This is a genomic window from Streptomyces sp. NPDC015127 (genome assembly GCF_043080095.1).
In the GTDB taxonomy this organism is placed as follows: Bacteria; Actinomycetota; Actinomycetes; order Streptomycetales; family Streptomycetaceae; genus Streptomyces.
Window position 1 is genome coordinate 111,404 of sequence record NZ_JBIBVE010000002.1, and the last position, 15,869, is coordinate 127,272.

General features: G+C 73.3%; 2 protein-coding genes. Both read left to right on the top strand.

Annotated features, from left to right (window positions below):
- The first annotated feature begins 4 nt into the window (after positions 1 to 4).
- A complete protein-coding gene (locus tag ACF08N_RS03920; RefSeq protein WP_392322982.1) occupies positions 5 to 15,463 on the top strand; it encodes an amino acid adenylation domain-containing protein in 15,459 nt (5,152 codons plus the stop codon).
- The gene (locus tag ACF08N_RS03925) at positions 15,460 to 15,669 is read left to right on the top strand and encodes an MbtH family protein (protein ID WP_392322983.1); all 210 of its coding nucleotides are present in this window, start codon (positions 15,460 to 15,462) and stop codon (positions 15,667 to 15,669) included. Before ACF08N_RS03920 ends, ACF08N_RS03925 begins: the two co-directional genes overlap by 4 nt.
- Positions 15,670 to 15,869: the final 200 nt, after the last annotated feature.

The following is a 15,869-nucleotide window of genomic DNA, read 5'->3' on the forward strand; positions in this document are numbered from 1 at the left end:
AACGATGTTTGACGCCGAGTCGGACCGGACATCCGCTGCCGGGACACCCGTCACCGGCGGGCAATCCGGTATCTGGCTTGCCCAGCAGATCGAGCCCGACAGCTCGGCCTACAACATCGCGTTCTTCCTGGAACTGGGGGGCGACGACCTCCACCTCGAGCGCCTGGCCGCCTCCGTACGGCAGGCCGTCGAGGAGGCGGAGTGCGTGCACGTGCGCGTCGACGCCGAGAACGGCGAACCGCGCCAGACTCCCGCGCGCTTGCCCGTCGACGTCCCCGTCCTCGATCTGCGGGACGAACCGGATCCCGCAGGCGCCGCCGCCGACTGGGCGGAAGCCGAGCGCGATCGGCCCGCCGACATGGCACGCGGCCCGCTGTTCGCACAAGCGCTGCTCCGGCTCGCTGACGACCGCGTCCTGTGGTACCAGCGCTACCACCACATCGTCATCGACGGCATGGGCGTCGCACTGATCACCCGCCGGGCCGGTGAGATCTACACGGCCGGTGAGCCGGCCGGCGAGCCCGCCGGGGACGTCGACTGGGCGCTGTCCCCGCTGGTCGCCTCCGACCGGTCCTACCGCGAGTCCGAGCAGTACCAGGAGGACCGCGCGTACTGGCTGAACCGACTGGCCGACCGGCCGGAGCCCGTGCGCCTCGTCGAGCGCGCGCAGGCACCGATGACGCGCCGGGTCCGGCGCACGGCGGAGCTGTCGCCGGAGGACACCGCCCGGCTGCGCGTCGCCGCGACCGGCGCGGGCGTGCGCCTCTCCCGGCTGCTCGTGGCGGCCGTGGCCGCCTACCTGCACCGCGTCACCGGCGAGCAGGACCTCGTCCTCGGCCTGCCGGTCACCGCCCGGCAGGACGCCGCGTCGACGGACGTGCCGGGCATGGTGTCCAACGTCCTCCCGCTGCGCGTCTCCGTTCGCGGGGGCATGACCGGGTCCGAGCTCGTGGACGCGGTGCGGAGCGAGGTCGCCGGGGCGGTCGAGCACGGCCGTTACCGTGCCGAGGACCTGGCGAGGGACCTCGGCCTGGTCGACGGCATACCGGAACTGGTCGGCCCCACGGTCAACATCCTCCCTGGCGGGGAGGGGATACGTTTCGGCGACCACGAGGCCGACCTCCACCCCGTATGGCTCGGCCCCGTCAGCGACCTGGCCGTCACCGTCGTCGAGGCCCGGGCGGGCAGGACCCTGCGTGTCCACTTCGACGCGGACGCGGAAGCATGCGACGAGCGGACGCTGCACGACCACGCGCGCCGATTCCTCATGCTCCTCGACACCTTCGTCGAGGGCATGGACCGCCCCATCGGCCACATCGAGCTGACTTCCGGCGCGGAGCGGGCCCAGCTCCTCGACGAGTTCGGTATCGCGCCGTGCGAGGTGCCCGAACTGTCCTGGCCCGCCGCCTTCGAGCGGCAGGTGCGCCGCTCGCCCGACGCCGTCGCGCTCGTCTGCGAGGAGCGGGAGCTGTCGTACGCCGGGCTCAACGCCGCCGCCAACCGGCTGGCCCGCCTGCTGATCGCGCGCGGCGTGGGCGCCGAGGACGTCGTCGCCGTGGCCGTCCCGCGCTCGCCCGAGCTGGTGGTCTCCCTGCTGGCGGTGATGAAGGCGGGGGCGGCGTATCTGCCGCTGGACGCCGACCACCCCCAGGACCGGATCGCCTACATGCTGTCCGACGCCGGCGCGCGGACCGTCGTCACCACGCGCGAGCTCGCCGGTGAACTGCCGGCGGCACCCGGCGTCGCACAGGTCCTGCTCGACGACCCGTCCGTGGCTGCCGAGTGCGCCGCGCTGGACGACGCGGACCCCGGCCTGCCGATCGCCCTGGACCAGGCCGCGTACGTCATCTACACCTCCGGCTCCACCGGCCGCCCCAAGGGCGTGGTGGTCTCGCACGACGGCGTCGGCAGCCTGATCGCCACAGCGACCGAGCGGATCGGCATCGACGCGGACAGCCGGGTCGTGCAGTTCGCCTCGGTCGGCTTCGACGTGACGGTCTGGGACCTGATCATGTCGCTGTGCGTCGGCGGCCGGATCATCGTCGTTCCCACCGAGCGCCGGGTCGCCGGGCCCGCCCTCACGGACTACATCGAGGAGCACCGGGCCACCCACATGATCCTGCCGCCGTCGCTCGTGTCGGCGCTGCCGCAGGACTGTGAACTGCCCGAGGGGGCAGTGCTCGTCGTCGGCACCGAGGCGGTGCCCAGCGAGCTGATCGCCCGCTGGTCCGGTCGGCTGCAGATCGTCGTCGCCTACGGCCTGACCGAGGCGACCGTCAACTCCACCCTCTGGCTCGCCGAGCCCGACTGGCAGGGCCCCGCGCCTATCGGCCGCCCCGACCCGAACACCTGCGCGTACGTGCTCGACGCGGCACTCCGTCCGGTCCCGGTGGGTGTCGAGGGTGAGCTGTACGTCGGCGGGCGCGGCCTGGCCCGCGGCTACCTCGGCCGGGCGGGGCTGACCTCGGAGCGGTTCGTCGCCGACCCGTTCGGACCGTCGGGCGCGCGGATGTACCGCACCGGCGACCGGGTGCGCTGGAGCGCCGACGGCAACCTGGAGTTCCTCGGCCGCGCGGACGGACAGGTCAAGATCCGCGGCCACCGGATCGAACCGGGCGAGATCGAGAGCGCGTTCATGGCGTGCCCGGGCATCTCCCAGGCCGCCGTCCTCCTGCGCGAGGACCACCGGGGAGTCAAGCGCCTCGTCGCCTACCTGGTCGCCGACGACGGCGCGGACGCCGACGCGTCCGTGGCGGCGGCGCGCGCCCAGGTGTCGGAGGCGGTGCCCGAGTACATGGTGCCGTCGGCGCTCGTGCTGCTGGACGGCCCGCTGCCGCTGACGCCCAACGGCAAGCTCAACGCCCGCGCCCTGCCCGAGCCGCAGTGGACGGCGATGACCGGTGACGCCGCCCCGACGACGCCCGCCGAAACCACCCTCGCCGAGCTGTTCGCCGAGGTCCTCGGCCTGCCTTCGGTGGGCGTCCACGACAGCTTCTTCGAGCTCGGCGGTGACAGCATCGTCGCGATCCAGCTCGTGAACCGGGCCCGTGCGGCCGGGCTGGCGATCACGCCGCGCGATGTCTTCCGACGCCGTACGGTGGCGGCACTCGCGGCACTGGCCGATGCCGCCGGCACGGTCGCCGACGCGGCCCCGGTGGAGCTCGACGAGACGGCGCTGCCGGTGTCCCCCCTCCAGGAGGGCTTCTTCTTCCACGCGCAGTTCGACGAGGACGCCGCCGACCTGTACGTGGTCCAGGAGCTGTTCGACCTCGCCGGACCCGTCGACCCGGAGCGGCTGCGGCGTGCCCTGCAGCAGCTGCTCGACCGGCATGCACTGCTGCGCGCGTCGTTCCGCCAGCTCCCCGGCGGAGAGGTCGTCCAGCAGCTCGCGGAGAACGTGACGCTGCCGTGGCGGGAGACCGACGTACCCCGAGAAGGGGTCGACGAACTGCTGCGGGCGGACCGGGCCGAGGAGTTCGACCTCGCACAGCCGCCGCTGATGCGCGCCACCCTGCTCCGGGACGGGCAGCGCCACCGGCTCCTGCTCACGCTGCACCACATCATCGCCGACGGCTGGTCGGTCTCCGTCCTGCTGCGCGAGCTGCTCGCGGCCTACCGGGGCGAGGAACTGCCCCCGGCGCCCGCCCCGCACGCGTACCTGTCCTGGCTCGCCGGCCGCGACCGCGAGGCGGCACGCGACGCCTGGCGGCTCGCCCTCGCGGACGTGGCCGGTCCGACCCGGCTGACCGCACCCGACACCGCCGCGGCCTCGGACGAGCACGGGTCGCCGGCCCGGCCCGAACACGTCGACGTCCGCCTGCCCGAGCGGCTCACCACGGACCTGACGGCCTACGCCCGGGCGCACGGTCTCACGATGAGCACCGTCGTCCACGGGGCCTGGGCCCTGCTGCTGGGCGGGCTCACCGGCAACGCGGACGTCGTCTTCGGCAGCACCGTCTCCGGGCGGACCACCGAGGTCGACGGCCTGGACTCCGCCGTGGGCCTGTTCATCAACACCCTTCCCGCGCGGGTGCGCATGCGCCCGGACGACTCGCTCACCGAGCTGCTGCGGCGCGCACAGGACGAGCAGGCCGGGCTGCTGGACCACCAGCACCTGGGACTCGCCGAGATCCAGCGGATCACCGGCAGCGGCGAACTCTTCGACACCCTGGTCGTGTTCGAGAACTATCCGGCCCAGCGCCTGCCCGCCGACCCGGACGCGCTCGCCATCACCGGCGCCGAGGTGTTCGACGCGGTGCACTACCCGCTCGCCCTCGTCGTGCAGCCGGGCGAGTCCCTGGAGCTGCGCTTCAAGCACGACGCGGCCCGCTTCGGCCACACCGCGGTCGCGGTGCTCGCCGCCCGGTTCGTGGCGCTGCTGGAGGCCGTGGTGACGAACCCGGACCAGCGGGTCGCCCAGCTCGAACTGCTCTCCGCCCGGGAGCAGGAGCACCTCGGCGAGCTCAACGCCACCGCCCACCCGGTGCCCGACCACACGCTCGTGTCCGCCTTCGCCGCGCAGGTGGCACGGACCCCGCACGCCACGGCCGTCGTCTTCGAGGACACCGCGCTGTCGTACGCGGAGCTCGACCGGCGCGCCGAAGCGCTCGCGCGACGCCTGCGGGCGGCCGGCGCCGGACCGGAGCGGTTCGTCGCGGTCGCCGTCCCGCGCTCGGCCGAGCTGATGGTGGCGCTGCTGGGCGTCCTCAAGTCGGGCGCCGCCTACCTGCCCGTCGACCTGGACTACCCCGCCGACCGGGTGGCGTTCATGCTCGCCGACTCGGGCGCGCGTACCGTCGTGACCACCGCCGAGGCGGCCGAGCGGCTGCCGGAGGGCACCGGACTGGAGTGCCTGGTCGTCGACGGCGCCGAGGACGCTGCGAACGTTCCCGATGTTTCGGGTGAGCAGGCCGGTCCCGACCACCCCGCCTACCTCATCTACACCTCCGGCTCCACCGGGCGCCCCAAGGGCGTCGCGGTCACCCACCGCGCCATCGTCAACCGGCTCGCCTGGATGCAGGGCCAGTACGGACTCGACGCGGACGACCGGGTGTTGCAGAAGACCCCGTCGAGCTTCGACGTGTCGGTGTGGGAGTTCTTCTGGGCGCTCCTCGAAGGGGCGACGGTCGTCCTCGCCCGCCCCGACGGGCACCGCGACCCGGCCTACCTCGCCGAGCTGATCCGCGCCGAGCGCATCACGACGCTGCACTTCGTGCCCTCCATGCTGGCCGCGTTCGTGCAGGCCATGGAGGAAGGCATGGGCGCCCGCGACTGGGCGGCGAGCCTGCGGCGCGTGTTCTCCAGCGGTGAGGCGCTCACCGGTGACGTCGCCCGGCGCTGGTGGGACGTGACGTCCCGCTCCGGGCGCGGCCCCGTGCCGCTGCACAACCTCTACGGCCCCACCGAGGCGGCCGTCGACGTGACCTGGTTCCCGTACGACGGCGGCTCGGAGCTGTCCGTCCCCATCGGCCGCCCGGTGTGGAACACCCGGCTGTACGTGCTGGACGCGTTCCTGCGCCAGCTCCCGGACGGCGTGCCCGGCGAGCTCTACCTGGCCGGAGTCCAGCTGGCCCGTGGCTACCACGACCGGCCCGGCCTGACCTCCGACCGGTTCGTCGCCGACCCGTTCGGCGCGCCGGGGGAGCGGATGTACCGGACCGGAGACCTGGTCCTGCGGCGTGCGGACGGGGCCATCGAGTACCTGGGCCGCACCGACCGGCAGGTCAAGATCCGCGGCAACCGCATCGAACTCGGCGAGATCGAGGCGGCGCTCGCCGCGCAGGCGGGCGTCGCCCGCGCGGCCGTCGTCGTCCGCGACGGGGCACTCGTCGGCTACGCAGTGCCCGCACCCGGTGCCGGTGCTCTGGACGCCGACGCCCTGCTTGCGGCGGTCGCCGACGCGCTGCCCGCGACGATGGTGCCGGCCGCCGTCGTCGTCCTCGACGAGCTGCCCCTGACGCCCAGCGGCAAGCTCGACCAGAACGCGCTGCCCGCGCCCGCCGTCACCACGGGGGCCGCCGGACGCGCGCCGCGCGACGAGCGCGAGCGCGCACTGTCCGAGATCTTCGCCGCCGTTCTCGGGATCGACGAGGTCGGCCCCGACCAGGACTTCTTCACGCTGGGCGGGGACAGCATCCTGTCCATCCTCGTGTCCAGTCGCGCCCGAAAGGCCGGTATGCCCATCAGTCCCCGGGAAGTGTTCGAGCACCGCACGCCCGCCGCGCTGGCCGCGGCGGTCGGGGAGACCGAGGAGACCGCGCCCCTGGCGGCGGTGACCGACTCCGACGGCGTGGGTGACGTCCCGCTGCTGCCGATCGTCCACTGGCTCCGCGAGCACGGCGGAACGATCAACCGCTTCAACCTGTCGATGCTGCTCCAGACGCCCGCCGCAGCGGACACCGACTCGCTGACGCGGGTCCTGCAAGAGGTGCTGGACCACCACGACGGCCTGCGGCTCACCCTGTCCCGCATGGACCTCGGGCCCGCCATTCCCCAGCTCTGGTCGGCCCAGACCCGCGCCCAGGGCGCGGTCGACGCGGCAGCGCTGCTGCACCGCGTCGACGTGCGCGGACTCGACGACGACGGCCTGCGCACGGTCATCGCCGACGAGTCCGACGCCGCCGCCTCACGGCTCGCCCCCGACGACGGCGTCATGGTCCAGGCGGTGTGGTTCGACGCCGGCGACGGCCGGCCCGGACGGCTGCTCCTCGTCGTCCACCACCTGGCGGTCGACGGCGTGTCCTGGCGCGTTCTGCTCGGCGACCTCGCCACCGCGTGGGAGGCCGTCTCCCGCGGGAAGCGCCCGCACCTGGAGCCGGTGCCGACCTCGCTGCGGCGGTTCGCCCGCGCGGTCGCCGAACAGGCCACCTCACCGCAGCGCCAGGCCGAGCTGCCGTACTGGGCCAAGACCCTGGCACCCGGCGCCGAGCTGATCGCCGGAGCCGCACGGAACGGAACCGCAGGCGCGGCCCGCGACCACATGGTGTCCCTCGCCACGGACGAGACCCAGGCCGTGCTGACCTCGGTGCCCGCCGCCGTGGGAGCCGATGTCACCGAGGTCATGCTCGCCGCCCTGCGCGTCGCCGTGTCGCGGTGGCGCGGTGAGGCGGGCGACACCGCGGGCGACCTGCTGGTCGACCTCGAACGCCACGGACGTGGCGGCGTCGACATGGACCTGTCGCGCACCGTCGGCTGGTTCACCAGCCTGCACCCGGTCCGGCTCCCCGCCGCCCACGACGCCCTCGACGTGCTCAAGCGCGTCAAGGAGTCCGTACGCTCCGCGCCCGACTCGGGCGCCGGGTACGGCATGCTGCGCTACCTCAACCCGCAGCTCGCCCCCGTCTTCGCCCAGCTGTCCAGCGCGCAGGTGCTGTTCAACTACTTCGGCCGGCTGCCCGCCGAGCAGCACCAGGACTGGGCCCCCGTGGCCGAGTCCGAGGCGCTGCGCACCGGACCCGACGCCGACCAGGCCATGCCGTACCCGCTCCAGGTCAACGCCGTGTGCGCGGACACCCCGGGCGGCCCCGAGCTGCGCGCGACCTGGAGCTGGACCGACGGCGGCGCGCTGACGGCGCAGGACGTGCAGGACCTCGCCCGCGCCTGGGCGGACGCCCTGCGTGAACTCGTCGCGCAGACGGCCCAGTCGGGGTCGGCGGCGCGTGCGCTCACCCCGTCGGACGTCCCGCTCGTCCGGCTCACGCAGGCCGACATCGACCTGGTCGAGAGCGTCAGCCCGGCCCCGGTCACCGACATCTGGCCGCTGTCGCCGCTCCAGGAAGGCATCCACTTCCACGCCAGCTACGACACCTCCGCGCTGGACGTCTACACCGCACAGGAGAGCTACGACTTCGGCCACCGCCTCGACATCGAGCGGGTCCGCGCGGCCTGCGCGACGATGCTGCGCCGGCACCCGAGCCTGCGCGCCGGCATCACCAGTGACGGCCTGCCGCGACCCGTGCAGTTCGTCTGTCCGGCGGACGAGATCCAGGTGCCGCTGACCGAGGTGGACCTCACGGGCCTGACCGAGCAGCAGCGGCAGGCACGGCTCACCGAGATCGCCGACGCCGACCGGCGGCAGCGTTTCGACCTGGCCGCGCCCCCGCTGTTCCGGCTCAAGCTGATCCGGCTCACCGACACCACCGACCGCCTGATGCTCAGCCACCACCTGGTGGCCTGGGACGGCTGGTCGCAGTCGCTGGTGTTCGACGAACTGCTGGAGCTGTACGCGGCGTCCGGCGACGACACGGCGCTGTCCGAGCCCGGCAGCTACCGCGACTACCTGACCTGGCTCGCCGGGCAGGACTTCGACGCGGCCCGCGAGACGTGGCGGCAGGCGCTGGCGGGCCTCGACGAGCCGACGCTCGTGGCGCGCGAGCGGGGCGACGAGCCGACGATCCCCCGACGCCGCACCTTCGAGCTGACCCCCGAACTCAGTGACCGCCTGCGGGCGTCCGCCCGTGAGCACGGGCTGACCATCAACGCGGTGCTCTCCGCCGCCTGGGCACTCGTCCTGTCCGCGACTGTCGGCAGCGACGACGTCGTGTTCGGCGCCACCGTCTCCGGACGTCCGGCGGACGTGGCCGGAGTGGATACGACGATCGGCATGTTCCTCAACACGGTGCCCCAGCGGATCGCCCTCGACCCCGACGAGCCCGTCGCGGACCTGCTGCGCCGCATGCAGTCCGAGCGGGTCGCGCTGATGGACCACGAGTACCTGGGTCTGGCCGAGCTCCAGCGGGTCGGCGGCCACAGCGTCCTCTTCGACACCCTGTACGTGCTGCAGAACTTCGCCGACGAGACCGCGTTCCGCCGGCTCACCGAGCGGCACGGCATCACCGGCGTGGCCAGTGTGGACGCCACCCACTACCCGATGACCCTCATCGTCAACCCGGCCGAGGTCGTCCGGGTGAAGCTGGAGTACCGCCCGGACCTGATCGACGACGACCGGGCCACGGCCACCCTGGAGCGCTTCGGCACCCTCGTGGAGCGGCTGATCGGCGACCTCTCCGCCCGCGTCGGCACCCTGGACCTGCTGCTGCCCGGCGAGCGTGCCGCGCTGCTCTCCGAGTGGAAGTCCAGCAACAACCCCGTGCCGAACGAGACCGTCGCAGACATGCTCGCCGCGCAGGTCGCCCGCACCCCCCAAGCGGTGGCCCTGGTGTTCGGCGAGCGCGCCCTCACCTATGCGGAGCTGGACGGGCAGATCAACCGGCTCGCCCGGCTGCTGCTCGCCCGTGGCGCCGGACCGGAGAAGGTCGTCGCCCTCGCGCTGCCGCGCTCCATCGAGATGGTCGTCGCACTGTTCGCGGTGCTGCGCACCGGCGCCGCCTACCTGCCGCTCGACCTGGACCACCCCGCCGACCGGCTGCGCCTGATGGTCGAGGACACCGGGCCGCTGTGCCTGCTGTCCACGACCGCCGTCGCCCCGACGCTGCGGGGCCCCTCCGGCCCGCTCGCCCAGGAAGTCCTGCTGGACGACCCGGCCGTCACCGGGGAACTCGCCGCCCTCCCGGACGGTGAGATCACCGACGCAGAGCGGCCCGCGTTCGCGCACGACGTGCCGGACCGGCTGGAGCACCCGGCGTACGTCATCTACACCTCCGGCTCGACCGGCAAGCCCAAGGGCGTCGTCACCCCGTACCGGGGCCTGACGAACATGCAGCTCAACCACCAGAAGGAGATCTTCGACCCGGCGATCGCGTCGGCGGGCGGGCGGCGCCTGCGCATCGCGCACACCGTCTCCTTCGCCTTCGACATGTCCTGGGAGGAGCTGCTCTGGCTCGTCGAGGGACACGAGGTCCACGTCTGCGACGAGGAGCTGCGCCGCGACGCCGAAGCGCTGGTGGCCTACTGCGACCGGCATCAGGTCGACGTGGTCAACGTGACGCCCACGTACGCCCAGTTGCTGATCGAGGAGGGCCTGCTCGACCAGGACGAGAGCGCCGGCAAGCACCGGCCCTGCCTGGTCCTGCTCGGCGGCGAGGCCGTGTCCGACGCGGTGTGGACGCGCCTGCGCCGCACCGAGGGCACCTACGGCTACAACCTGTACGGGCCGACCGAGTACACGATCAACACGCTCGGCGGCTCCACCGCCGACAGCGCGACCCCCACGGTCGGCATGCCCATCCGCAACACCCGGGCCTACGTCCTCGACGCGATGCTGCGCCCGGTCCCGCCGGGCTGCCCCGGTGAGCTGTACATCGCCGGCACCGGCCTCGCCCGGGGCTACCACGACCGGCCCGGCCTCACGGCCGAGCGGTTCGTCGCCGACCCGTTCGGCGCCCCCGGTGAGCGGATGTACCGCACCGGCGACCTCGTACGGCAGCGCCCGGACGGTCTGATCGACTTCCTCGGCCGTACCGACGACCAGGTCAAGATCCGCGGCTACCGGATCGAACTGGGCGAGATCTCCACGGCCCTGGCCGCCCACCCCGAGGTCGCGCACGCCGCGGTCGTCGTGGCGGAGACCGCCGGTACCAAGCGCCTCGTCGGCTACGTCGTACCCGAGGAAGGCACCGAGCGGGGCGAGACGCTGGTCCAGAGCCTGCGCGAGCACCTGAAGGCCGGCCTGCCGGACTACATGGTCCCGGCCGCGCTGGTGGCGGTGGACACCCTGCCGCTGACCGTCAACGGCAAGCTCGACGTCAAGGCCCTGCCCGCGCCGGCCTTCGCCGGGCCGAGCAGCAGCCGCCCGCCCCGGTCGCCGCAGGAGGAGACGCTCTGCGCGCTCTTCGCCGAGGTGCTCGGCCTCGCCGAGGGCAGCGTCGGAATCGACAGCAACTTCTTCGAGCTGGGCGGCCACTCCCTGCTGGCCACCCGGCTGATCAGCCGCGCCCGCACCGCGCTGAAGGCCGAGCTGGCGATCCGGGACCTCTTCGAGGCGCCGACCGTCGCCGAACTGGTGGAGCGCGCGGGCAGCACGCACGCCGCCGACCGGCCGGCGCTCACCGCCGGCGAGCGGCCCGACGAGCTGCCGCTCTCCCACGCCCAGCAGCGGCTGTGGGTCATCCAGCAGATCGAGTGCACCTCGGCCGCCTACAACTTCCCGCTCGTGATGCGGCTGCGCGGCGCGCTCGACGTGGACGCGTGGCGGGCGGCCCTGGCCGATGTGGCGGCACGCCACGAGGCGCTGCGCACGGTCTTCACCGAGCGCGAGGGCCAGGCGTTCCAGCGGGTGCTCCCCGCCGAGCAGGCGCAGCCCGAGGTGGAGTGCGTCCGCGCCGGTGAGGACGAGCTGGACGGCATCGTCGACGCCGCCGTCAACCGGCCGTTCGACCTCGCCACCGAACTGCCGCTCCGCGCGACGATCGTGGAGGTGGGGCCGGAGGACCACGTCGTCGTCCTGCTGCTGCACCACATCACCACCGACGAGTGGTCGGACCGGCCGTTCCTCCGCGATCTGGCCACCGCCTACGCCGCCCGCAAGTCCGGCTCGGCGCCCGAGTGGGAGCCGCTGCCCGTCCAGTACGCCGACTACGCACTGTGGCAGCAGCGCCTGCTCGGCGACCCGGCGGACGCGCAGAGCCTCGCCGCCCGTCAGCTGGAGTACTGGCGCACGACGCTTCAGGGCGCGCCCGAGGAGATCGAGCTGCCGACCGACCGGCCCCGGCCCGCACGGCCGGCGTTCACCGGAGCCGAGCTCGACATCGAGTTCGACGCCACGTCCTACCAGGGCCTGAAGCGACTGGCCCGGGAGAGCGGCGCCAGCATGTTCATGGTGGCGCACGCGGCCGTCGCCGCACTGCTCCACCGCATGGGCGCCGGCACGGACATCCCGCTCGGTTCGCCCATCGCCGGGCGCAGCGACGAGGCGCTCGACGAGCTGGTCGGCTTCTTCGTCAACACGCTCGTCCTGCGTACCGACCTCACCGGCGACCCGAGCTTCACCGAGCTGCTGGGCCGGGTCCGCGACACCGACCTGGCCGCGTTCTCCCACGCGGACGTGCCGTTCGAGTCCGTCGTCGAGAAGCTGAACCCGACGCGGTCGCTGGCCCGTAACCCGCTGTTCCAGGTGATGGTCGGCTACCACAACCGCACCGGCGACGCGATGGAGCTGCCCGGCCTCGGCGTGGAGCATGTGCCGTTCCGCATCCGCTCGGCCAAGTTCGACCTCGTGTTCAGCTTCACCGAGCACGTGAACGCTGCCGACAGCGACGAGGGCACTCTGGGCTGCCGGCTGGAGTTCGCCACCGAGCTGTTCGACCAGGAGACCGCCGAGCGCCTCGGCGACCGCCTGCGGCAGTTGGTCGCCGCGGTGGCCGCCGAGCCGGAGCGGCCGGTGTCCCGCGTGGACGTCCTCGCCGCCGACGAGCGGCAGTTGGTTCTGGAAGGCTTCAACGCCACTGCCCGGGAGGTGGACGAGGCCACGCTGCCCGCCCTGTTCGCCCGGCGGGTCGCCGAGCGGCCCGACGCGGTGGCCGTCGTGGAACGGTCCAGGTCGGTGACGTACGCCCAGCTCGACGCCAGGGCCCAGCGGATCGCCCGGCTGCTGGCCGCGCGCGGGGTGGGCGCCGAGAGCGTGGTCGGCGTGGCCGTGCCCCGGTCGGTCGACATGGTCGCCACGGTGCTCGCCGCCCACAAGCTGGGCGCCGCGTTCCTGCCGCTCGACCTGGTCCACCCCGCCGACCGGCTCACGTACATGATCGAGGACTCCGGGGCCGCGCTCGTCGTCGGCACCGAGCCGGTGGCCGGGAAGATCCCGGACGTCGCGGGCGTACCCGTGGTCCTGCTCGACGCTCCGGAGACCACGGCCGAACTGGACCGGCTGCCCGAGTCCGAGGTGGACGAAGCGCCGGTGAGCCTGGACCAGGCCGCCTACGTGATCTACACCTCCGGTTCGACCGGCCGCCCCAAGGGCGTGGTCGTCCCGCACGAGGGCATCTCCAGCCTGGTCGCCACAGCGGTCGACCGCATGGGCCTGGAACGCGACAGCAGAGTGCTCCAGTTCGCCTCGATCGGCTTCGACGTCTTCGCCTTCGAACTGTCGATGGCGCTGTGCCACGGCGGCCGGCTCGTGCTCATACCCGACGAGGCGCGCGTCGCCGGACCGGCGCTCACCGACTTCCTGGCGGACCAGCGGGTCACCCACATGATCCTGCCGCCCTCCCTGGTGTCGGCGCTGCCGGCGGGCTGCGAGCTGCCCGAGGGCTCCACCGTCCTGGTCGGTACGGAGACGGTGCCGCCGGACCTGTTCGAGCGCTTCGGCGCCACGGCCAACCTGATCTGCGCGTATGGCCTCACCGAGGCGACGGTCAACTCCACGCTGTGGCCGGCCTGGGAGCACGGCGGACGGCCCGCCGGACGGGTCCCGATCGGCAGGCCCGACCCCAACACGGTCTGCTACGTGCTGGACGAGCGCCTCTGCCCCGTCCCGCCCGGTGTGGTCGGCGAGCTGTACGTCTCCGGACGCGGACTCGCCCGCGGCTACCTCGGCAAGTCCGCGCTGACCTCCGAGCGGTTCGTCGCCGACCCGTTCGGTCCGGCCGGCAGCCGTATGTACCGCACCGGTGACCGTGCCCGCTGGCGTCGGGACGGCAACCTCGACTTCCTCGGCCGGGTCGACACCCAGGTGAAGATCCGCGGCTTCCGTATCGAGCTGGGCGAGATCGAGGCGGCCCTCGCCGGTCACCCCGGGGTCGCCCAGGCCGCCGTGGTGCCGGACCGGGACGGCGACATCGTCCGGCTGGTCGGCTACGCCGTTCCCGAAGCCGGGGAGCTCGACCCGCAGGCGCTGCGCACGCACGTCGCCGGGCTGCTGCCCGAGTACATGGTGCCCGCCCTGGTGGTGCCGCTGGACGGCCCGCTGCCGCTGACCCCCAACGGAAAGCTGGACCGCAAGGCGCTGCCCGTACCGGACTGGTCCGGGATGACCGGTGACGCCCGCCCGGCCACCGCGACGCAGGCCCGCCTGGCGGAGCTGTTCGGCGAGATCCTGAAGCTGGAAGAGGTCGGCATCCACGACAACTTCTTCGCCCTGGGCGGCCATTCGATGGCCTCGATGCGGCTCCTCGGCCGCATCCGCTCCGAGTTCGGCGTCGAGCTGACCATCCGGGACGTCTTCGACGCCCAGACGGTCGCCGGTATCGCGGCCAAGCTGGACGGAGCGTCGGCCGCCCGGCCCGCGCTGCGCCCGGTCGAGCACCGCGCGGACGGTGCCGCGCTGCCGGTCGCCCCCGTACAGCGCCGGCAGTGGTCCTCGTACCGCAGGCACGCGGCCTTCGACCACGCACTCGTGCTGCGCGCGCCCGGCGGGCTCGACGCCGACGCGCTGTCGGCCGCGCTGGGTGACGTGGTGGCACGGCACGAGCCGCTGCGCACGCTCTTCGCCGAGCGGGACGGCCAGGTGTGCCGGCAGGCCGCCGGGTTCCCGGCCCTGGAGGTGGAGCGGTGCGCCGACCTGGACGCCCGGCTCGCCGAACTCGCGGCCGAGGCCCCGGACCTGTCCGAGGAGCCGCCCCTGCGGGCCCGGCTGCTCACCGGGGCGGACGGCACCCAGGCGGTGCTGCTGACCATGCACTACCTCGCGGTGGACGAATGGTCCGTGGTACCCCTGTTCCGCGACCTCACCACGGCGTACGCGGCCCGTACGGAAGGCCGGGCCCCCGAGTGGGAGCCCCTGCCGGTGACGTACGCCGACTACACGCACTGGGCGCACGAGGTCCTCGGCGACCCCGCCGACCCCGACAGCCTGGGCGGGCGACAGCTCGCGTACTGGCAGCAGACGCTGAAGGACATCCCACGTGTGCTGGCGCTGCCGACGGACCGGCCGCGTCCCACCGCGTCCGGCCTGCCCGGCCACAGCGGTGACTACGTCGGATTCTTCCTCGACGAGCGGCTCCACGCCGACGTGGACAAGCTCGCGCAGGCGACCGGTACCAGCATGTTCATGGTGCTGCACTCGGCCCTGTCCGCCCTGCTCACCGCCCACGGCGCCGGCACCGACCTGCCGATCGGCACCATGGTCGCCGGCCGCGGCGACGACCAACTCGCCGATCTCGTCGGCTGCTTCGCCAACACCGTGGTGCTGCGCACCGACACCGCTGGCGACCCGACCTTCGCCGAGCTGCTGACCCGGGTACGGGAGACGACGCTCAGCGCGCTGGACCGGCAGGACGTCCCGTTCGACGAGGTCGTCCGCGCGACCGGCCTGCCCGCGGAGGGGCCGCAGGTCATGGTGATCCACCATGAGCAGGCGGACTTCCATGAGCTGGAGGGCGGCATGGGCTCCTTCCACGCCGTACCGACCGGCTCGACGCGGGCGGAGCTGACCTTGAGCTTCTACGAGCCGCGCGGCGACGGACCGGTCCACTGCGAGCTGATCCACGCGACCGAACTGCTCGGCGAGGCCAAGGCGCGCCGACTCGCCGACGAACTTCAGGTGCTGCTGCGGACCGTGGCAGCCGACCCGGAACAGCCGCTCTCGGAGCTGTTCACCGTTATGTCCATGAGGAGTGACAACATATGACGACCAACCCGTTCGAGGACCCGCAGGGCCGCTTCCTGGTTCTGACCAACGACGAGAACCAGCACTCGCTGTGGCCCTCCTTCGCCGAGGTGCCGGCGGGGTGGCGGACCGTCTTCGGTGAGGACACCAGGGAGGCGTGCCTCGCCTACGTGGAGGCCAACTGGACCGACCTGCGGCCCGCGAGCCTGATCGCGCAGCAGGCCTGACGCCTCTGAGAACCAGTCGCCGCCCGCGGTGAGCCGTCCGCTCACCGCGGGCGGCGTTGTGCGTTCACCGCCGCGCGGCACGTTTCTCTGCGGGACCGGGCGGCCGCGCAGGGCGCTGTACTTCGCCGACGGGCGGCTCGTCCGCGCCTGCGGGACCGGGCGGCCCGCGCCCCGGGTGGAACCCCGCGACCCTGGCGGCC

Coding starts and splice junctions, on each gene's coding strand:
- ACF08N_RS03920 (WP_392322982.1), top strand. CDS start 5: ATGTTTGACGCCGAGTCGGACCGGACATCCGCTGCCGGGACACCCGTC.
- ACF08N_RS03925 (WP_392322983.1), top strand. CDS start 15,460: ATGACGACCAACCCGTTCGAGGACCCGCAGGGCCGCTTCCTGGTTCTG.